The 18,464-nt window shown below is 64.3% G+C and carries 15 protein-coding genes and 1 pseudogene; 11 read left to right on the top strand and 5 right to left on the bottom strand.

All coding sequences use genetic code 11. The features are described 5' to 3' along the window. Positions 1–3: 3 nt before the first annotated feature. Both ACQP2U_RS30480 and ACQP2U_RS30475 read left to right on the top strand, forming a co-directional pair. Entirely contained in the window at positions 4–936 is a 933-nt protein-coding gene (locus tag ACQP2U_RS30480) for an aldo/keto reductase (protein ID WP_433710626.1), read from the top strand. A gap of 465 nt (positions 937–1,401) precedes the next feature. Beyond that, on the top strand, positions 1,402–2,766 hold the full coding sequence (locus ACQP2U_RS30475; RefSeq protein ID WP_433710625.1) for a wax ester/triacylglycerol synthase domain-containing protein: 1,365 nt from the start codon (positions 1,402–1,404) through the stop codon (positions 2,764–2,766). Positions 2,767–2,856: 90 nt separating this feature from the next. Here ACQP2U_RS30475 and ACQP2U_RS30470 read toward each other — a convergent pair whose 3' ends face one another. Beyond that, the gene (locus ACQP2U_RS30470; protein WP_433710624.1) at positions 2,857–3,669 is read right to left on the bottom strand and encodes a cytochrome P450; all 813 of its coding nucleotides are present in this window, start codon (positions 3,667–3,669) and stop codon (positions 2,857–2,859) included. A gap of 341 nt (positions 3,670–4,010) precedes the next feature. On the opposite strand from ACQP2U_RS30470, the gene ACQP2U_RS30465 reads away from it, so the two are divergent. Next, entirely contained in the window at positions 4,011–4,238 is a 228-nt protein-coding gene (locus ACQP2U_RS30465; protein ID WP_433710623.1) for an AMP-binding protein, read from the top strand. A gap of 568 nt (positions 4,239–4,806) precedes the next feature. Here ACQP2U_RS30465 and ACQP2U_RS30460 read toward each other — a convergent pair. Continuing rightward, positions 4,807–6,504 (bottom strand): hypothetical protein, encoded by a 1,698-nt coding sequence (locus ACQP2U_RS30460; protein ID WP_433710622.1) that lies wholly within the window; start codon positions 6,502–6,504, stop codon positions 4,807–4,809. 604 nt (positions 6,505–7,108) lie between these two features. On the opposite strand from ACQP2U_RS30460, the gene ACQP2U_RS30455 reads away from it, so the two are divergent. Further along, positions 7,109–7,462: a hypothetical protein gene (locus tag ACQP2U_RS30455; RefSeq protein WP_433710621.1), complete on the top strand. Its 354-nt coding sequence runs from the start codon at positions 7,109–7,111 to the stop codon at positions 7,460–7,462. Positions 7,463–7,659: 197 nt separating this feature from the next. On the opposite strand, the gene ACQP2U_RS30450 is transcribed toward ACQP2U_RS30455, so the two are convergent. The 3 genes and pseudogenes from ACQP2U_RS30450 to ACQP2U_RS30440 all read right to left on the bottom strand — a co-directional run. Next, positions 7,660–10,014: a hypothetical protein gene (locus ACQP2U_RS30450; protein ID WP_433710620.1), complete on the bottom strand. Its 2,355-nt coding sequence runs from the start codon at positions 10,012–10,014 to the stop codon at positions 7,660–7,662. Positions 10,015–10,142: 128 nt separating this feature from the next. Beyond that, complete coding sequence (locus ACQP2U_RS30445; protein WP_433716810.1) at positions 10,143–10,658, bottom strand: MerR family transcriptional regulator; 516 nt, start codon at positions 10,656–10,658, stop codon at positions 10,143–10,145. Positions 10,659–10,682: 24 nt separating this feature from the next. Then, a pseudogene (locus tag ACQP2U_RS30440) lies at positions 10,683–10,844 on the bottom strand (MerR family transcriptional regulator); the annotation flags it as partial. A gap of 263 nt (positions 10,845–11,107) precedes the next feature. On the opposite strand from ACQP2U_RS30440, the gene ACQP2U_RS30435 reads away from it, so the two are divergent. The 7 genes from ACQP2U_RS30435 to ACQP2U_RS30405 all read left to right on the top strand — a co-directional run bounded on the left by ACQP2U_RS30435 (position 11,108) and on the right by ACQP2U_RS30405 (position 18,431). Then, positions 11,108–11,557: a hypothetical protein gene (locus ACQP2U_RS30435; protein WP_433710619.1), complete on the top strand. Its 450-nt coding sequence runs from the start codon at positions 11,108–11,110 to the stop codon at positions 11,555–11,557. Between the two features lie 51 nt (positions 11,558–11,608). After that, the gene (locus tag ACQP2U_RS30430; protein ID WP_433710618.1) at positions 11,609–12,502 is read left to right on the top strand and encodes an ROK family protein; all 894 of its coding nucleotides are present in this window, start codon (positions 11,609–11,611) and stop codon (positions 12,500–12,502) included. Between the two features lie 310 nt (positions 12,503–12,812). Then, the gene (locus ACQP2U_RS30425) at positions 12,813–13,964 is read left to right on the top strand and encodes a GAF domain-containing protein (RefSeq protein ID WP_433710617.1); all 1,152 of its coding nucleotides are present in this window, start codon (positions 12,813–12,815) and stop codon (positions 13,962–13,964) included. Between the two features lie 76 nt (positions 13,965–14,040). Then, positions 14,041–15,096, top strand: a complete 1,056-nt coding sequence (locus ACQP2U_RS30420; RefSeq protein ID WP_433716622.1) for a conjugal transfer protein — start codon at positions 14,041–14,043, stop codon at positions 15,094–15,096. Between the two features lie 18 nt (positions 15,097–15,114). Then, a complete protein-coding gene (locus tag ACQP2U_RS30415; protein WP_062991015.1) occupies positions 15,115–15,375 on the top strand; it encodes a hypothetical protein in 261 nt (86 codons plus the stop codon). Then, positions 15,372–15,902, top strand: a complete 531-nt coding sequence (locus tag ACQP2U_RS30410; RefSeq protein ID WP_433710616.1) for a hypothetical protein — start codon at positions 15,372–15,374, stop codon at positions 15,900–15,902. The genes ACQP2U_RS30415 and ACQP2U_RS30410 overlap by 4 nt, the downstream gene beginning before the upstream one ends. Continuing rightward, positions 15,903–18,431 carry an ATP-binding protein gene (locus ACQP2U_RS30405; protein ID WP_433710615.1) on the top strand — a complete coding sequence of 843 codons (2,529 nt, stop codon included), beginning with the start codon at positions 15,903–15,905 and terminating at the stop codon, positions 18,429–18,431. The last annotated feature ends 33 nt before the right edge of the window (positions 18,432–18,464 follow it).

The raw sequence follows: 18,464 nt of genomic DNA, 5'->3' as shown, positions 1-18,464 counted from the left end.
CTCATGTCCGCCGAAACCCAGTCTCGTCCCGCCGCCGCCTCGGGCACCTTCGCCCTCGGTGGTGACCTACCGGTCACGCGCCTGGGCTACGGTGCGATGCAGCTGACCGGTGACGGTGTATGGGGCGACCCGAAGGACCCGGACGAGGCCGTGCGGGTGCTGCGTCGTGCCGTCGAGCTCGGTATCACCCTCATCGATACCGCGGACTCCTACGGTCCGTTCGTCAGCGAAACGCTCATCCGCCAGGCCCTGCACCCGTATCCGGACGACCTGGTCATCGCGACCAAAGCCGGGCTGGCCCGGCCCCGTCCCGGTGAATGGGTGCCGATCGGTCGCCCCGAGTACCTGCGCCAGCAGCTGGAATTGAGCCTGCGTCATCTCGGCGTCGACCGCATCGATGTGTTCCAGCTGCACCGGATCGACCCACAGGTGCCGCTCGCCGACCAGCTCGGTGAGCTGGCGTCGCTGCAACAAGAGGGCAAGATCCGGCATATCGGCCTGTCCGAGGTCACCGTCGCTCAGCTGGACAAGGCGCGCAAGATCGCCGATATCGTCTCGGTGCAGAACCAGTACAACCTCGCCAACCGCAGTGCGGAGGACGTACTCGAATATGCCGAGGCGAACAACATCGCCTTCATCCCGTGGTTCCCCATGGCCACCGGCGATCTCGCCCGCCCGGGTGGTCCGCTGGATTCGCTCACGCGTGAGGATGCCAGCCCGTCCCAACTCGCGCTCGCCTGGCTGCTTCGCCGCTCGCCGGTCATCCTGCCCATTCCCGGCACGTCCAGCGTGGCGCATCTCGAGGAGAACACGGCCGCCGCCACCATCACACTCACCGACGATGAATTCGCCGCACTGTCCGCGGTGAGCACCCCGGCATCCGGGGGCGGTGGACGCGGTTGGCGCTCCCTGCTGCCGAAAGCGTCGCGTAGCTGAGAAGCGCCGGGTCCGCTGCTGAATGCGGACGGGTTCGGGGCGGTGGACGGGAGTCGGGCAGGCGGCTATAGAGCCCCGAAGACATGGCCGGGGACGTGGCCGGGGCTCGGGGAGGCGGCCGGGACTCTGGACGTGCCGGGGCTCCGGAGAGGCGGCCAGAGACTCGGGGAGGCGGCCGAGACTCGGGGACGCGGCCAGGACTCCCGGGGACGCGGCTGGGACTTGGGGAGGCGGCCGGAACCCCAGGGACGCGGCCAGGAACCCGGGGAATTGGCCGGGGCCCGGGGAGGGCGGCCAGGGACCCCGGGGAGGGCGACGAGGGACCCGGGGAATGGCCGGGTACACGGGGAATCGGCCGGAGACCCGGGACTTGGATCGGGAGCGCCGACACCCGATTTCGATTCCGGCAGACGTGATGGCCACTGACCGATGGCATAGTGCAGCAATCGGATCGACGAGAGCAGCATGATGTACGAAGCACAACTGGTGGCCAATGACGCCGCCTATTACTACTTGGCCCGCTCCGGCCGGGTCACCGACTGGCCGATGTGGTGGGTATTCGACAATGGTGACGCGCCGCTGACCGCTGCCGATATCGCCGACCACATCGGCGAACGAGCCGAACTGCTCGAACCGCTGCGCCGTCGGATCCAGGAGGTGCCCGGAGGGCTCGGGCACCCGTTCTGGGTGGTCGACGACAGTCCGATCGACAGCCACATCGTCGCTCATGCTGCGGCACAATTGAATTGGGCACAGTGCCAGGACGAGATCGGGCGCATTCTCGAGCAGCCGCTGGACGCTCGGGTCATGGCCTGGCAGCTCCACGTATTTCCGAACGTCACCGGTATCCCGACGCTGAGTGGCGTGGGCACCGTTGTGCTGATGCATGTCAGTCATGCGCTGATGGCGGGTCCGGCCATGACATCGCTGTCGGAGGCGTTGTTCGCCACGGTGCCGTTGCGGATCGAGGGGCAAGGCCCGACCACGCAGCGCCCGCGCCCCGCGCTCGCCGCCGTGGCGGGTGCGCTGCGCTGGCCGTTGCAGGCGCTGCGTTTCAATGTCCGCGTCCGACGTGAGATGCGCCGGATCGCCCGCGAAAACGACGACAGCGGGCCGAATGTTCCACCGGTTTCCTCCACCCGGCTCAACCGCCGGATCGGGCCGGGACGCGCCATGCGGACGATTCCGTTGGAGCTGAGCCTCGTCCGTGCGCAGGGGGTTACGGTGACGTCGGTCGGGCTGACGGCGATATCGCACGCATTGCAGCGCTATCTCGAAAAGCGCGACGGTAGCTGTCCCGACGATCTCGCGGTATTGGTGACCGTCGCGGTTCCCGACGCGCCGGTAATGGGTGTCAATCGTGTCGGTGCCGATGCTGTCGCCCTGGCAGCGGCGGAACCCGACCTCGCGGCTCGTGCGCGGGCGATCGACGCCACGCTCCGGGCGCGCCGCCATTCGGCGTCGAGCCGCACGGAACTCAACCGTCTCGCACTCATCGACCTACTGTCGAGCCGCACCTACCGGGCGCGATTCGGTACGTTCGGGCCCGCCGATCCGGACGCTCCTGCGCACGCGCACACGATCCTGACCAGTATCAGGTGCGAGCCGACCGCCGAATGGTCATTGTCGGGCAAGCCATTTCGCTTCGCGGGCATGCTGCCGCCGGTGTATCCGGAAATCGGTGTGGCACATTCGTTCGTCGGCGCTGGCGACAGCTTCACCGTATCGGTGGCATGCGATCCGGCGATCGTCCCCGACCTGGATGATTACTGCGACCTCCTGCGAGAGTCGTACCGCGAAGTCGCCGCCGCCCTCGGACAGTCGCAGTAACGACTCACTGTCCGGTCAGCTGTCGTGTGCAGGACCCATTCGACTCGGCTCGACGGACGCTCTACCACTTCGGCGCAAGATCGAACATGCCTACCATGCCACCGGCAGGGCCTTCGGACCGCGAACCAGCAGGCCGGACTTCCACGGCACCTCGTCGGCCGGTACGGCGAGGTGCAGGGTGGGGAACCGTTGCAGCAGTGAGCTGAGCGCTACTTGCAGCTCTACCCTGGCCAATTGCGCACCGAGGCAGTGGTGCGCGCCGTGTCCGAAGGCCATGTGCGGGTTGCGTTCTCGGGTCAGGTCCAGTTCTTCGGGGTCTGCGAAGACGGTTTCGTCCCGGTTGGCCGCCTGGGTATTGACGAACACCGACTCACCGGAGCGGATTTCGACACCACCCAGTTCGACGTCCTCGGTGGCAATTCTGGGAAAGGAACCACCCGAACCCAATTGGACGTAGCGCAGTAGTTCCTCCACCGCGCTCGGGACGAGTTCCGGCCTGCTACAAAGCAATTCCCAGTGTTCTCGCTCGGTGAGTAGCACATAGGTGAAGTTCGCGATCTGGTTGGCCGTGGTCTCGTGGCCTGCGATGAGCAAGCCGATACCCAGGTTGACCAACTCCTGCTCGCTGAGCCGGTCCTCGTCATCGCGTGCGGCGACCAATGCGCCGAGCAGATCGTCGGTCGGCTGCTCGCGACGCTGCGCCACCAATTCGGTGAGCTCGTCCTTATTGCCGAAGTACCGGAACAGGAGGGCCTGATTTACCCCGGCCCGTGCGGCTATCTCTCGCACGGTGGCGCGCTCGTAGCCGCGTTCGGCGAACAGTTCTTGTGCTGCCGCCAATATGGCGAGTCGCGTTGCGGCCGCATCCCTTTTGCGGCCGACCGGCTCGTACTGATCAGACATTCGCCCTCCGGTTGATCTCAGACAGTGCAGCGTAAGTCGCGTTCCCAAAATTGGGAACGGGGATTGTGCAAGCGACCACTTTGTGGCTGTACTGTTGCGCACCTGGCATCGCTGAGAATTGGACCTCGATGTGGTGCTGGAGGCGTCACGATGCGGAAAGGCGTTGGTCGCGCGGTCCTTCGGGTTCCATTGCTCACCTCTTGTTCCCCCTTGCCGGGAGGTGCCGGGGATAACCGCCGCGACCTGCGATGGGTGCCGTTCGTGACCCCACTCCCGGTTGCGGAATCCAGAATTCCGCAACGGGAGTGGGATACCATCTTGCGCCATCGTAAGGACAATTGATGGATGCCCGCGATCGGCTGTTTCTTGTTTCCGCCGACGCGGATCCGCTCTTATCATTCGGTCAGCTCGAGGCGTGGGCCGAGATCGTCGCACGGTGTTTGCAGAAGAATGACGTCGGCGCGGGTGACGTGGTAGTCGCCGAGCTACCGAATTCGCCTGCATTCGTGGCCGTAATGTCGGCCGTCTGGAATATCGGCGGGTATTCGCGGCCGTGGATCTGCGACTGAACGCACGGGAGAAACAGCAGATTTTTACACTGGCCAGGCCTCGGGTGGTGGTCGCGCCGATCCTCGCTTCGACCGAGTCGCCGACGCTATTGTGGCGCAACCCCCACTGCCACGCGCACTTGGCCGACCATCAGATCCCGGGCCAGCTCCGCATCGTGGGTCGATTACCCCAGTTGCCGAATGGAAAGCCCAGCCGCCGCATGGCGGCGCAATTGTTCGGAGTGGGCTGAGAACGCAGGTATCCCAACCACCAACGCTGGTTCGCCGACTCAACGCGCAAGACCGACACCAGCGCTCGGTCCAGCGCTTCCCAGGCCGCGTCGTCGTCCTCCGGCACGACAATCGTGGGTGCCTGTCGAAGATCGGCGGGATCGCGGAGCTGATGGTCAGGCCGGCCGATGTGCCATCCATGATCCATGAGGCTTCCGCCACCGTTCCGATTCGCCAGGAACCGCCATCCGAGGTGGTGACGTTCACCCACCAATCATCGCCGGCTCCAACCAGAAAGCGCCAACGACTTCGAGTAGGTCGGTCAGGCGGATGCGCATCCTCAACCAGACTCGACGCCTCAGCGCCGCTGGTCGGCGTTTTCCGGTGCGTAGATAGTGGGACTCACCGCACTTGGTGGTAGTGGACCCGGCGTGGCATCGGTAGCACGGATGTCGTTCGTGGTTTCCGGATCCGATTCGAGTGGCCGGTCGCCGCGACGGCGGGTGGGGGCTGTGTCATTCGGCGCGAAAGCCCTGGCTGGGCGGTCTGGGGTTCGTCTCGTCTTCGACCAAGGCGTTACTAGTGGACTCCGCTCGACCGAGCGAGCCGTCGGTGACCGAGAAGTGCTGGACAGCAGCGATTTCGAAGGAGTTGCGCTTTGTGTGGGTGCCGGTCCGGAACGCGCCCATGGGGTAGTTGATGGCGAAGGGCCGTGCGGTGCGGCGGGCTGCTGCGCAGATGGTCCGGGTCGCCCATCGGATGTGATCAGTTCGGCAGCGAGCTCGTGTTCGCGACGATCGACACTCGCGCCGAGGTGAGAACGGCCTTCGGCACCGAGGGGCGCGGAGACAGTGATTCGGTCGGCCGGACCGTCGGGGCGGGCAGTCGCGTGTTCGGCCGGGATTTCGGTGGTTCCGTGCGGCGCTGTGCCACCGAGGCGGGTGGGCGTGTGCTCGGCCTGGACCGGAGGCGAGTTCGCTGCGGCACCGTCTGCGGTGGAGGCCCCTTTGTCAGCGGCCACCAGGCTCGGTGAGTCCGGATGACTGTCGTAGGAGATCCGCGAATCTTTTACCGTCGCAGACGCTTCCCGCTGCGGGGCGTTGGGATATCGGCGCTCGGGCATGTCGGCGCCGCTGTGGCTGTCGCGGTCGGGGGTAGGAAGATGGGCGGGCGAATGTCTGCCGCCGAGCTCCGAGGGCTCTGTCGACCGGCGGTCGGCGATCCCGCGCGGCACCTCCATCGGAGCCTTCGGAGCGGGCGACATACCAGGATCGGCACCTATCCGCGGCAGGGCGGTCGGCGCCGTCGGAGTACTGGGACCGTCGATGCCGCCGGGTACGCCGGTGGTGAAATCCAGCATCGCCACCTTGTCATCGAAGTCGGCGACGTGCCGCATGATCTCATCGGCGTGGTCGTCGAGCACTTTGGCGTACTGTCTGACCTCGTCGGGCTCGATATGTAGCGGTGGGAGAGATGAATTACTAGGCGGCGGCGCCCCCAGGAGATGGCTGGCCGCGTCATAGGCGATGCCGTTGATCATTCTGTCGACGGTGTGTTCGAGCGGTTCGATGGCCTTGCCCATCACCTCGGCGACGAGGTAACCCAAGAGATTCTGTTCCATTTGATCGCATATCCGCCGTGCCGCCGCCGCGAGGGCGGGTCCGGCGGTAGGTCCGGCGGGCGTGGCGATGATCGCGGCGTAGCTCATCGCCAGAGCGGCAAGTTCGGCCAGCACTGCGACTTTGACCACGGCGATCGCGTCTGCCGCGATATCCAATGTCGTCGCCACGACCTTGCACGCCGCGTCGAGGCCAGCCATATGCGTCGCACTCATCCGCCCCCAGGTCGCGAGTAGTTGTTCGTATGAATGTCCGGAATAGACCGATCCCATGTCCTTGATGACCCCGGTTGCGGATTCATGAGTGTTCCGGACGTTGGCGGCCAAGTTCTGCACTTGGTGTCCGAGCATACGTACGTCGTCTTCATTGATATCCGGATACTGAACGCCGCAGAAATTGAGAAAGAGCGCGACTTCGTGCGGTATTTCTATAGCCACATCCGCATCTCCATCGCTCGGTCCCGCACTGCATAGGGGATTCCGTGAGTGATGCGGATCAGGAGGGGATGCACCCACCCTGTGGCTGATTGTTCGGAGGGGGCCGGTGTGTGCCACCACTGTCTCTTCCGCGTCGCTCGCACGCGAGCGAATGCGATGACATGGTCGGGTTCCGCACGTCTTACCAACGACGGTAGTTCCGCGTCCCGGCGGTCCGTCGCGGCTTCGGCGCGCGCCTGCCGGACCCGTCGCCCACTCTCGATATCGGCCGTATCCTCCCCTCGGCCTATACCTTTCAACGTCCGGCCGGCACCGCGAGGAGTCTTCTCGGCGGCCCGTGCCGCTTCCTCTCCATCTTCCTCGGCCACTCGCCGGGTGATCCTGCGAAGGAGCTCGCTGAGCCTGTTCCTCGGCATGACTGCAATTCTATTTGCAGAGGCAAGTATTTGCACAATTATGATTGCATGATGGGTAATTACGTTTTTCGCACGGTTGGGGCGTCGGTTAGCTGTGCGCCACTGCGAAGGCATCCGACGGCTGCCTTCGGTCGCGGTCTCACCTGCGCCTGCGCGAACCGGATGACCGTCCGGTTCGCCAGGTCGCGATGACGTCACCGATCGCGAAGCTGATGGCGCGACTCGTCGACGACATCAGCAGCGCGTTGGAGCGCGGCAGCGCTTCGATGGCCGGAAGAATCCGCCGCATAGCGAAACACGCATGGGACCCCGCCGAGGCCCTCCGCTCATCCGACGCACAGGGCGCGGCGATGCGCGCATTGAATCAGGATTTCGAGTGGGAACCGAGCATCGAGCACGCGGGCTCGCCCACTATGGGCGCTGGCCCGCAGCCAGCGCGCATCGTGTACCACTACACATCGGCCGAAGGTATGGCAGGGATCCTGCGCACTGGCAAGCTCCGTTCGTCCTGGGCCCCGACGGCCGCCGCCCCCAGTTTCTGACCACCATCCTCCTGGCAGGATGACCGACGTCGAACTGGCTGACCACAGTGGCATGGCGCCACATCTGTGTCGGGTGAGAGGCTGTCCGGGAAAACGGTGGCGTCGGTGCCGAATGGGATTGTTAGCGGTCATGACCTCGTTAACGATTACCATCCAGTTGCAACCGCATTGCGGTTGCGTTCGAGCGTTGACGTGGGCTAGAAGGTTGGAATGGCCTTGGACGGTGTGAGGGTACTGCTGCCCGTCCAGTATTCGGGCAGTGCCATCTTCTGCAGGATTCCCGATGCCGCCGCGAAGTTTTCGGCTTCGGCGGCCGCTAGGTACTCCCGGCTCAGGTGCACATTGATGAATCTGTTCATCAATGCCGCGCGCTCCCTGGTTACGGTGCCGGTCAGGCTTGGCAACGAATTCCCGGTGCCCGACACGACATCCCGAATGGCATGGATGACCGGCTCCGTGGGGTTGTTGAAGTAATCGCGCAGGAACTGTTGCTCGGGCGCGGTGAAGCTGCTGAACTGCAGATCCGGATCGGCGAAGCGACGTTCCGCGAGCCGATGCGCGGTCCGCTTGAACAGCGCGACATTGGCCGGTGTCTCGCCCAACTTGAGCACACCGAGCGAGGCAATCGCTTGCCCGACATGCTTGTCCCCGTCCCACATATTCGGCCCCCAACTGGTGCGGTAGTTGTAGGCCTTGATGGCGTTGGTGCGCATTTCCTTGTCTGTGAATCCTGCGCTGAACAAAGCCGCTTCGGCGTCACCGAGGCTGGCGCCGCGGTCGACCACTCGATCAATCGCGACGGCGGCACCCATCGGTGTGTGCCCATACGTCGCCGCGGCGGACCTGGCGGAGTCGATGATCTGCTCGCGGGTTCGGTAGTAGTTGCGGATCCAGCCGAAACGATCCGCTTCGACCGCCATCCGCATATTCGCCAGCTCGGCTCGTTGCCGCATCCCGGCGCGTGAACTCAACGGTGCTCGTCTGCGGCCCATGAGGTATTCGGTCACCGGCGAGGCGTTCGTTGTGTTGAGCGCCGCGAGTCCGGTGACCAGGCGCTGGGTTCCGGACATACTGCCGCCCGCTCCCATCATGGCGCCTCCTCCGCCACTGCCACCACCGGCTTGGGCCGCATGTCCGGTCGCGAGCACACCACTGATCCGACCAGCTATCCGGGAGGGAGCGGCGGCAAGGCCGCGGCTGATTCGGCGTAGCAGGACAATTCCGATGATCATGAACGATCCACCGATGAAGATCACCGCGATGCCGTGGCCCTGCGTCTGTTTGAAGACATCGCCGAGGACCAGTGCGTAGATGCCGAGATATACGGTGAACGCGATCATCTTGCCCGCCGATACGAAGGCATCCACCAGATTACGCAGCAAGAAGGTCTGGCTCGGTCCATAGACGTATCCGCCTGCGGCGAAGCCGAAAATGGCCATGAACGCGTGATAGATCGCCTCCGCCGCGGCCACCACGATCTTTCCGGACAAATACACGCCGAACATCAGCAGGACGGCGGCGAAAACCAGCAACAGCAGGCCGGTGCAGATCTGGCCCGCATTGGGATTCTGGCTCTTGGTGTACGCCGCGACATCGCCGCAACGTTTCAGACCGGCGGTGACCTTGTCGTCACTACCGGCCAACACCCCGTCCGACCATGCCGCTCGGCACGCCGGTGAGTCGTCCACGACATGGCCGAAGTTCCACACCTGCAACGGATAACGCACGAAGTTGTCGGCGAGCGTGCCCTCGATCGAATCGACGACCACGTTCGGGCTCGGGTTCGATTGACCGTTGAGGCCCGCGGCTACCGCCACCCCGACGTCACGTCCCTGTGCGAGCAATCCGTCCGAGGACAGCACATCGGCCATCGGATGTGCCAGGTAGGGCACGCTGAACAAGGCGACACCGATCATCGTCACGACCTGAAGCGTGGCCTTGGAGAAGTATCCGCGAACGATGAACCAGCCCACAGGTACTGCGCCGATGGTCACCGCGAGCAGAAGGATGACGGGCGTGCCGACTTGTCCGGCGAGCGTGTCGGCGACCCGGGTCAGCGGGTCTGCGATCAGGTCGAGCCAGCGAAAGCTCACCACGTACTCGATCACCCAGATTCCGGTGACCTCGGTGGCCATGAACCCCGCGAATTCCAGATCGAGCGCGGAGGACAACGCGGCATTTCCGGGATGGAGAATACTGCCGTGATCCGTGGCGAAGACATAATTCGCCAGCGGAACTCCATGCGAATCCCGGACATTCATCCAGCCGACGCCATCAATCGTCGACGAGCCGGCAGTCACGGTTCCCGTCTGTGCCGTCGCCACCGCGCCGATTGTCATGGGAACAATGAAAAGCAGGAATACGCCGAGCAGCAGCCGGGCCGTTATTCTGCGCAGCCGAGACGCGCCGACCCAATACCCGCATCGACGCAGCACCGCGCGCGGCCGCCACCGCGCGGTGTCCCAGAACTCCAAGTCCGACAACGCATTCAGGCGGTCGAAATTGCCCGATATGAGTCGTGTACCAACGAGGTTATCCGATCGCCCGATCACGCATACAAACGTAATCGTTGGTAGAACACCGAAAACCCATTGGGCTCAGGGTGATTCGTATTGAATTCGTATGGATCCGGGCGATTGTTACCGACAGCACATCGAATTGTTTTGGGCGTGATTCGATATCAGGCCGGCGGCAGTTCGGAATGTCTGGCGAAGGCCTGATCGATCAACTCCGACGTCGCGCGCGTGGCGATCAGCCGGGCGATGGCCAACTCCGATTCGAGTTTTGCGCGGTCCTTCGGTGTGCGCCCGGACTGTTCGTAGACCTGGCCCGCCAGGAAGTAGAACAGTTGGGTCGCATATTGATCGGCGATCTGATTGCAGTCCGCTCTGAGTCGCTCGATCAGTTCGAAGGCGTCGCGTGCGGGAATACCCGCATCGACGAGTCGGGTGGTCAGGTCACCGCAGCGCGGATTGGTCACCCGGTAGGCCTCGTGCGGATCGCCACTGGCGGCGAGTGCCTGCTGCACGTATTCCGGAAGTTCCGGGGGTGCTTGCTTGCGCTGCGCACGAGGGGAGCCAGGCGCGGCGACCGTCGTCGGCTCGGAGATCGGCTGATCGTTGACGCCGAGCACCTCCGCCAATCCGTCGCCACGATCCCAGGCCTCGAGCAGTTCCCGAATCCCGTTCAACTTCATGCCCCGACTGAGCAGACGACTAATCGTCTGCAGTCTGTTGAGGTGATCCGACCCGTAATAGCCGATGCGCCCCCGGACATCGGGGGAGGGGAGGAGTCCTCGTTCGTGGTACACGCGGACGCTTCGCACGGTGGTGTCAGCCGCCCGCGCTAGCTCGTCGATCGTGTACTCGGACTCAACAGCCATATCCATAGGAAACCACAATTCGCCCCTTAGCGGATGGCCCGCGAACAAATGTACCGTTAACTAACGATACGCCAGGATCACATGTTGGTCAACGTGCCGTTAAGTAGCGGCAGAACCGATTGCCGAGTTGGCCGATCGTGGGTTAACGTGCGTAGACCAGTACATGCTGGCCCTCCCGGGGACTGTTGAGCAGCCCTGATGATCGCCCGACCAATGGGCCCGCACAACGGAGTTGGCGCGCCCTCGGCACCCCGGAGACGGCTATGAGCATCACGCAATCTTCCCTCGTCGTGGAAACCGTTGTGACAGCAAAGGTTTCGACGCTTCCCAGCGGGTCGGCCCATCGCCCGCCCTGCGCGGACGGGCCCGACGACTGGGACCTGGACGTCGGCACTCCGGACTCCTGGCGTGCAGCGATGCGAATCTGTGAGAGCTGCCCGGTCTTCGCGAAATGTGAACAGTTGGCGCAGACGCTCATCGAGCGCGGCACCGGCCCCCGCGCGATGATCTGGGCCGGGGTGCCCTATGACAGCGCGGGGAAGGTCGTTTCGGACCTGGACCGTCATCGCATCACCCCGATCGACCACAAGCGGCCGCTTCGGATCATTCGAACCGGCTCGCGCCCGGCGCCCGCCGAACCCGCTCCTGCGGCCCCGCGCCGTCACATTGTGCTCGGTCGCAGACTGGAACCGACCGGAACCGGCGCGCACTGACTTATGCTTCGTCCTGTTCACGACGGACTTCATTCTGGCGGTGTGTAACTCATGACGATGTTGGCTCTGGAGATCGGGCCGGGCGGTTTCGCGGTGAGTCGGGTGGCCGACAATGTCGGCGAGGACGAGATCCGGCGGGTCTCGATCCCGGCCCGCGCGGCCTGGGACAGCTGCCGTGACCTGCTACTCGAGGCCGCGGGTGGCGAGGATGTGACCCGGGTCGGAATCGGTTCCGTCGGCCCGCTCGATATGGCCGCTGGTGTGGTCGCACCGCCCGGTATCGCCGAGTGGGGGACGGGTTTCGGGATTGTGGCGGCAGTGCAAAGACTGTTTCCGAACGCCATCGTCCAGTTGGCGCTCGACGGCGTGTGCCTTGGCCTGGCCGAGCGCAACTTCGGTGCGATGAACGACGTGCTCGACGCGCTTGCGGTTATGGTCTCGGACCGGATCGGCGCCGGGGTCATGGTTGGTGGTTTCGTGGTGGTCGGTCGGACCGGAAACGCGGGCAACCTCGGCCATGTGCTGGTGCCAGGCTTCGATGAGCTCTGCGAATGCGGGGGACGTGGCTGTCTGGAGGCGGTCGCCGGCGGAGTCTCCGCGGTGAAATGGGCACGCGCGCAAGGTTGGCAGGGCACCTCGGTCGACGACCTGGTCGGTCAGGCGAGTGCGGGTGACGAACTCGCCGATGCCGCGCTCACCCGCGCCGGGACGGCGCTCGGCCGCGCGATCGCCTCGGTAGCCGCATTGCTCGACCTGGACTTGGTCGTCCTCGGTGGCACGCTGGCGGCACCAGGCACTTCCCTGTGGAAAGCGCTCGGCGCTGCGGTCGCCACGCACGCCCGGCTCGGCTATCTGACCGGATTGCGGGTCGTGCCATCGGAACTCGGCGCGGTGGGGGTACTGGCTGGTGCGGGCGTGTTGGCGTTGACGGCCGGAGAGGGCTAGCCCCGTCGCGGTTGCGGGCATGGGAATTGCGCCTGAGACCAGTGCGTTCGTCGCTGGTCTCAGGCCTTGTGCTGTGATTCGCCACATCTCGGCGAACTGCCCTGAGCTGCGGGAACTCTGACGCGTGCACATGCGTTCTTAAGCGGACGTTAAGAAACGGCCGCTCGGGGAACGTCAGCCGGTCACGTCATGCAGACTGCAACTGATGTCGACATCCGCAAACCTGTTGAACGAGCCGTTAGATAGCGGTACATTATCCGTGTCACACACAGGTGGCGGTTTCCGACGAACGGTTGGTACGGGCAGTGCGATGACAAGTGGCGCAGTAAATCCTTGGATAACGATCGAGACGTTGACGCCCGAGGGGATGTCGGTGGCATCTGTCGGAGACGCACCGCGTGGATTCGCCGACTGGCAGCGAGTGCTCCAGCGGGTAATGGCGCGGACTCCGGCGCTCTACGACAGCCTCAAGACCCGGAGCCTGATCGATGCGATCCGGGCGGCGCGCGACGAAGCCGAGGACGTGGATCTGACGCTCGCAACCGGTTCGGGTCCGCACGCGCTGCGGATACGTCCGGTGTTCGGGCCGGGTGGCGATGTGCACGCGGTCCGTTTGTGGATGGGCTCCGCCGCGGCGACCTGTCCGGAATTACAGGCCGCGGTGGGTGCGATCTGGGACCTCAATACCCAGACGATTCAGCAACCCATCGGTGCGACCCGGCTGACGGGCAATTCGCCCGAGCAGCATGTGCCGGTGATGTCGATCGCGGAGTTGTTCCATCGGATCTCGGCCTTCAATCGACACGCTGAGGTCCTGGATCTGCTCTACAGCCCGAAGGCCGGTGACAAGCTTCAGTTCGAGGTCACGGTGACCGACGGTCCGGAGCGGCCGGGCCGGTGGCGGATCAGTATCCGGGCCCGCGACGACGCTCGCACACAGGGCGCGTGGCTGTTGATCGAAGATGTCACCTCGGACAATGAGCCGTCGGAGTGGCCGACGCTGGAACGGGTCGGATTGCGTGAAGCCCACCGACGGGCCGGAACTCACCTCGCGATCGTCCAGACCGAACGCGCCAGCATCTCGCATTGGCTCACCGATCCGGCTCCCTGGATTCGATGGGACTATCTGTTCCGGCCGGTGGACGTCTTCCATCCGGACGACCGCGTGCGTTTGATGGCGCTGAGTGACCGGTTGCAGTCCGGTGATACCGCGGGTGTCACGGTGCGAGCCCTCAACTACGGTGGCGGCTACACTCCGACATCGCTGCTGCTGTACCCATATCCGGGTTATCCGAGTCGGCAACTCGCGATCGCCCAGCTCGTGCGCGTCGCCGATGACATGCCGATGCTGGAATCCGGGCGCAACGCGCTGGAAACCCCACAGGGGCAGGCGCCGATCGGGTACGACGATCAGCTGCAGTATCGGCTCGCACATCGCTTGAAACGTAGTCCTGTGTACTGACCCGCTGTCCCCACTGCTGGGAACCATGAGGGGGCTGGAAATGATGGTGCTCTCTACCATTTCGGGAGTGCGGACAATGGTTGGCAGATCGACGGATTCGGGCGATGAATTACTTCGCCGAATGGTCGCACGCCGCCGTCGCGACAATGTGATCGTCGCCGTGCTAGCAGTGCTGGCCGTACTCGGTGGCGGGCATGCGATCCTCGATTTCTTCGCCTCGGATCCGCCGCCGCCGTCCGACAGTGCGACGCCCGCGACCATCGGCCGTGCGCAATTGGCGGGCTCTTTCGCCCAACAGTTCATTGTTACTTACCTGAGTTCGGTTGCCGGACAACAGGATCGGCTCGGCGAATATGTCGGAGCCAGTGCGCAGCAGATCACGCTGCCCTCGACGGCCAGGCAGGTGTCGGAGCCCGCTGTTGTGTACGTATCGCGCGTCGGGAGCTTCGACACGCTCGAGGTCTGGTCGGTGACCGTATCGGTGCGGGTGGGTAGTAAATCCGCCCCGACCGCCAGCAGCAGCACTACCGGTACCTCCGCCACCAACAGCAGCAACAGCACCGGCGCGGACACCCGCCAGTTCTATCGAGTCGGCGTATCGGTGCTCAACGGTCGACTGCGGGCGCTCGCGCTGCCCGCGCTGATCGAACCGCCCAGCCGTGGCGCTGATCTGGCGCAGGCGTACTCCTCGCCGTGCACGGCCGATACGCCGCTCGCTCAAGTGGCTTCGGGCTTTCTGAGCACGTATCTGACGGGTAGTGGCGATGTAGGCCGCTACGTCACCCTGGACGCGGGGATCGCCGCGCTGCGCCCGGCCCCGTTCACCGCCGTGGAGACCGTCGCGGTTACCTCGGACGACAACAGTTGTGGTACCGCGCGTTCGAGCGCGCAGGTGCTCGTCACCGTCAATCCCAAGGCCGACGGCGGGGCGGTCGCGACGCTCGCCTATCCGCTGACCATGGTCCGCGATGGTGGCCAATGGCAGGTGCAGTCGGTCGATGCCGTACCGGCGATGACCAACCCGCCTGCCGTTATCGCCGACCAGCAGAACTCGCGCGCAAGTGCGCCGCCAAGCTCGACGACGTCGCTGCCGTCGACGACGGTGCAGATTCCGCGGGCTACCCAGAACTGATACGAAAGAGGCACGGCCGTGGGTAATTTGAGCGCCATCCTGTACAACATCTTGATCTTCGTCCGCTGGGCGGGCCTGATCCTGATCACCATCCTGAGCATGGGTGTGCTGATATCCGAGGCGGCCAAATCCAAGCTCTCGCCCGCGAAGATCCTCGCCGTCGCCGGATCGGCGCTGCTGGCCGCGGTCCTGTTCTGGATACTCCCGACGCTGGTCAACTACGCGCGCACCGACTCCAACATCGTGGTCCCCGATCACCCCATCGGTGGCTATCGATGAGTCAACAGGTGATCAAGGTCTTCACGCCGATCAAGCGGGTTCCCACCATGATCGGCAAGGCCCAGAACGGGCAGAAGCTGCCCTTCGGGCCGTATACGCTGCCGCAGGTCGCGGGAGCGGTGGTGTTGATGGTGATCACCTCGGTATGCGCGATGATATTCCCGGTCAATCCGGCGGTCACCTTCCTGGTGGGGCTGGTGCTCACGATCGGGGTCGTCTTCGCCATCGGTCTGGTGCCGTATACCGGCGTGCGGATGACTTCTCGGGCGCTGTGGGTGGGGCGGCTGATCGTCTCCCGCAAGCCGGTGTCGGCATCGGGTATGCCGGTCAACGCCGATTCGGCGCGCCACACCATGTTCATCGAAGAGTCCGTCGTCCTAGTCCTGCCGGATCGTCCGACAGAGGCAGTGGACAGCGCGAAATCCGATATCCGGTTGCTCGATGTGATCGGTGTCGGCGGCAGTGGGACGGATCTGCGCAACTGGATCAACGGCAACGGTGGCCCAGCATCGGAAGGGAGCCGCTGAATGGCGTTCGGACGAGATCTACAGCCCACCGCCGCGATCCGCGGAAATCTGCAATTCACTCACTCGGGTCTGGTCACCGCGACTTACTTCATCAATCCGCTCGGCTACGGATTGCGCAAGGCGAGTGACAAATACGACGTGAAGATGGCGCACCATGCGCTGATCAACAGCTTGCCGAGTGGTTCACTGCTGCTCGGTATCCAGGCACGGCTGAATACGATCGATGTGTTGACCAAAATGGTGGAGGGCGTCGATCTCGACGAATGCGAGGAGTACGCAGACGAGGTGGTCGCCTCGTATGAGCGAGTTCGTGCGATCGCACCGCAGACCCGGATCTTCCTGCTGACAATCCCGGTTGGCACGGCGAACTCCGGTATTTCGGCGCTGTCGCGGATGTGGCGTGGCAGCACCACCACGATCGATGCGACCGCCATCTCACGCGCGGACCTGGATGCCTACGACGATAAGGCGAACGAGATCCTGTCGCGGATCGGCGGCGATTTCGATCCGGTTCCGGTGCCCGCCGCGCTTTTCCAGTGGTTGTGGGAGCACTACCTGTCGCGCGGCGCCGCGGGCGATCCGGTGGCACCGACCCGAGTGGGAGCGTTGGACGACGCGACGGCGGCGGTGTTCTCTTCCGCAGCGCTGGACGAGGGCGCCCAAGCCGACAGCAACCGGCGGATTCGGCCATCGTTCGTTCCCGTGATCAAGGTCGTTCAACCGGATTACGAGTATCGCCCGTCCTATCAAGCGATGCTCACTCCGCATTCCTTCCCGTACGCGGGCATGCGATTTCCCGGGGGCAGCGAATTCCTGAATGTGCTCGAGGGCCTCGGGGACGTCACGGTCGACTGGGGGATGCGGGTTTCGACCAAGCCCGCGGACCAGGTGCTCAAGAACAACGAGCTGAGTCTGCGCCGACTCGGTGAGCAGATGGATCAGCGCGACCAGGAGGTGTCGTTCGCGCAGAACACGCTGACCTCGAAGGCGCAGATGCTGGGTGAATACAACCAGCATTTCGAGGTCAACGGCGGTGAGTCGGAGGTGTCCTTCACGACCGTCATCGCCATCGGCGGTCCCTCGCGTGATGTCACGATGGATGCGGTCAATACCCTCAAACGCCGCTACAAACGATTCCAGGTCGATATGACGGCCCCGCTCGGCACCCAGGTCGATCTGTGGTCGATGCTTGTGCCCGGCAGTCCACCGCGGCGCGCATACGACGATTTCGCGCATATTGTGCCTTCGGATATGTGGGCAGGTTTCGTCCCGTTCATCACCAGCCAAATCGGGGACGACAGTGGTCCGGTGATCGGGATCAACCTTTTATCCGGTCAATACGAGCCGATTCACTTCGGCATCATGGAGGCCGCACTGCACGATCTGTCGGCTTCGTTCGCGGTCACCGGTGAACTCGGGTCGGGCAAATCCTATTTCCTGAAGCTCATGGCGGCGCTAGTGCACGATATGGGTGGGCAATTCCTGGCCATCGACCGCAGTCAGGTCGGGGAATGGGCGCATTTCGCTGCGGCGATCGATAATGCCGTCGTCATCGACTTGGCGAATCCGACGGTGTCGCTCGACCCGCTGCGCATGTTCGAACCCAGAATCGCCGGCGAGCGTGCGCTCGATTCGATCCTCCCGCTGCTGGATCTGTCGCCGACATCGGGCGCGGGTGCCGCCGCGAGCAATCTGCTGACCGCTCGCGGCATTGCCGAACACGGCATCCGCAGTCTGCTGGATTTGTTCCATGTCGTGCGGCGACTGCGTGATCAGCCGGGCAATCAGGAGGAATACGCCGACTTGGCCGCGCGCCTCGGCACGATTGTCGAGCGCGTGCCGGTGCTATTCGATCCGGCGCTGAAACCATTGCGGCTCAATGCCGCCGCCACGGTCATCCGCAGCCACCAGCTGGCGCTGCCGACAGCGGAAGAGCTCACCACCCCGCACCTGTACAACCGCTTGCCGTTGACGAAACGACTCGGAACCGCACTGTACGAACTTGTCGGTGTCGCTGCCCGAGAGGCATTCCTCACCGATAACGGCAGGTTCGGGCTGCTGGTGGGTGACGAGGCGCACCATTTCACACAGACCCAGGTCGGATCCGCGGTCACCTCGGACTTCAGCCGGGATGGCCGTAAGCATTTGGCTGCGATCGGCTTGGCTTCGCACGATCCGGCTACCGACTTCCAGGGCGCGGCGCACAATCTCATCCCGAATCGGTTCGTTTTCCGTCAGCGCGATGAGACCTTGGCGCGCAATAGTTTGGAATGGCTCGGCGTCGATCTGGAGGAGGCGCCGTTTCTGCTACAGGTCTTGCGTGAGGAGACCTCTCCGCCGGTCGGCACCGGCCGTCAGGTGCCCGAGGAACGCCGGGGTGAGATGTTCATGCGTGACGCGCTGAACCGAATCGGCCGTGGCAAGGTACTCGGACCGGCCCGGATCGATCGCGCCGCGGCGATTACCAGCACGCCGACTTCCAGCGGGGCCGCGCGCATCGCTGCTGCGGAGAGACAGGCAGTCCGGTGAGATTCGGTACCGGTCGGGTTGATCGACGAGGAT

This window comes from Nocardia sp. CA-084685, from assembly GCF_050955785.1.
Lineage (GTDB): Bacteria > Actinomycetota > Actinomycetes > Mycobacteriales > Mycobacteriaceae > Nocardia.
This window is presented reverse-complemented; position numbering and strand designations above follow the sequence as displayed.

Excerpts from the sequence above, each read along its gene's own strand:
- ACQP2U_RS30455 (WP_433710621.1), top strand. The coding sequence starts at position 7,109 with ATGACGTCACCGATCGCGAAGCTGATGGCGCGACTCGTCGACGACATC.
- ACQP2U_RS30435 (WP_433710619.1), top strand. The coding sequence starts at position 11,108 with ATGAGCATCACGCAATCTTCCCTCGTCGTGGAAACCGTTGTGACAGCA.
- ACQP2U_RS30430 (WP_433710618.1), top strand. The coding sequence starts at position 11,609 with ATGACGATGTTGGCTCTGGAGATCGGGCCGGGCGGTTTCGCGGTGAGT.
- ACQP2U_RS30445 (WP_433716810.1), bottom strand. The coding sequence starts at position 10,658 with ATGAAGTTGAACGGGATTCGGGAACTGCTCGAGGCCTGGGATCGTGGC.
- ACQP2U_RS30420 (WP_433716622.1), top strand. The coding sequence starts at position 14,041 with ATGGTTGGCAGATCGACGGATTCGGGCGATGAATTACTTCGCCGAATG.
- ACQP2U_RS30410 (WP_433710616.1), top strand. The coding sequence starts at position 15,372 with ATGAGTCAACAGGTGATCAAGGTCTTCACGCCGATCAAGCGGGTTCCC.
- ACQP2U_RS30405 (WP_433710615.1), top strand. The coding sequence starts at position 15,903 with ATGGCGTTCGGACGAGATCTACAGCCCACCGCCGCGATCCGCGGAAAT.
- ACQP2U_RS30425 (WP_433710617.1), top strand. The coding sequence starts at position 12,813 with ATGACAAGTGGCGCAGTAAATCCTTGGATAACGATCGAGACGTTGACG.
- ACQP2U_RS30465 (WP_433710623.1), top strand. The coding sequence starts at position 4,011 with ATGGATGCCCGCGATCGGCTGTTTCTTGTTTCCGCCGACGCGGATCCG.
- ACQP2U_RS30475 (WP_433710625.1), top strand. The coding sequence starts at position 1,402 with ATGATGTACGAAGCACAACTGGTGGCCAATGACGCCGCCTATTACTAC.
- ACQP2U_RS30470 (WP_433710624.1), bottom strand. The coding sequence starts at position 3,669 with ATGTCTGATCAGTACGAGCCGGTCGGCCGCAAAAGGGATGCGGCCGCA.
- ACQP2U_RS30480 (WP_433710626.1), top strand. The coding sequence starts at position 4 with ATGTCCGCCGAAACCCAGTCTCGTCCCGCCGCCGCCTCGGGCACCTTC.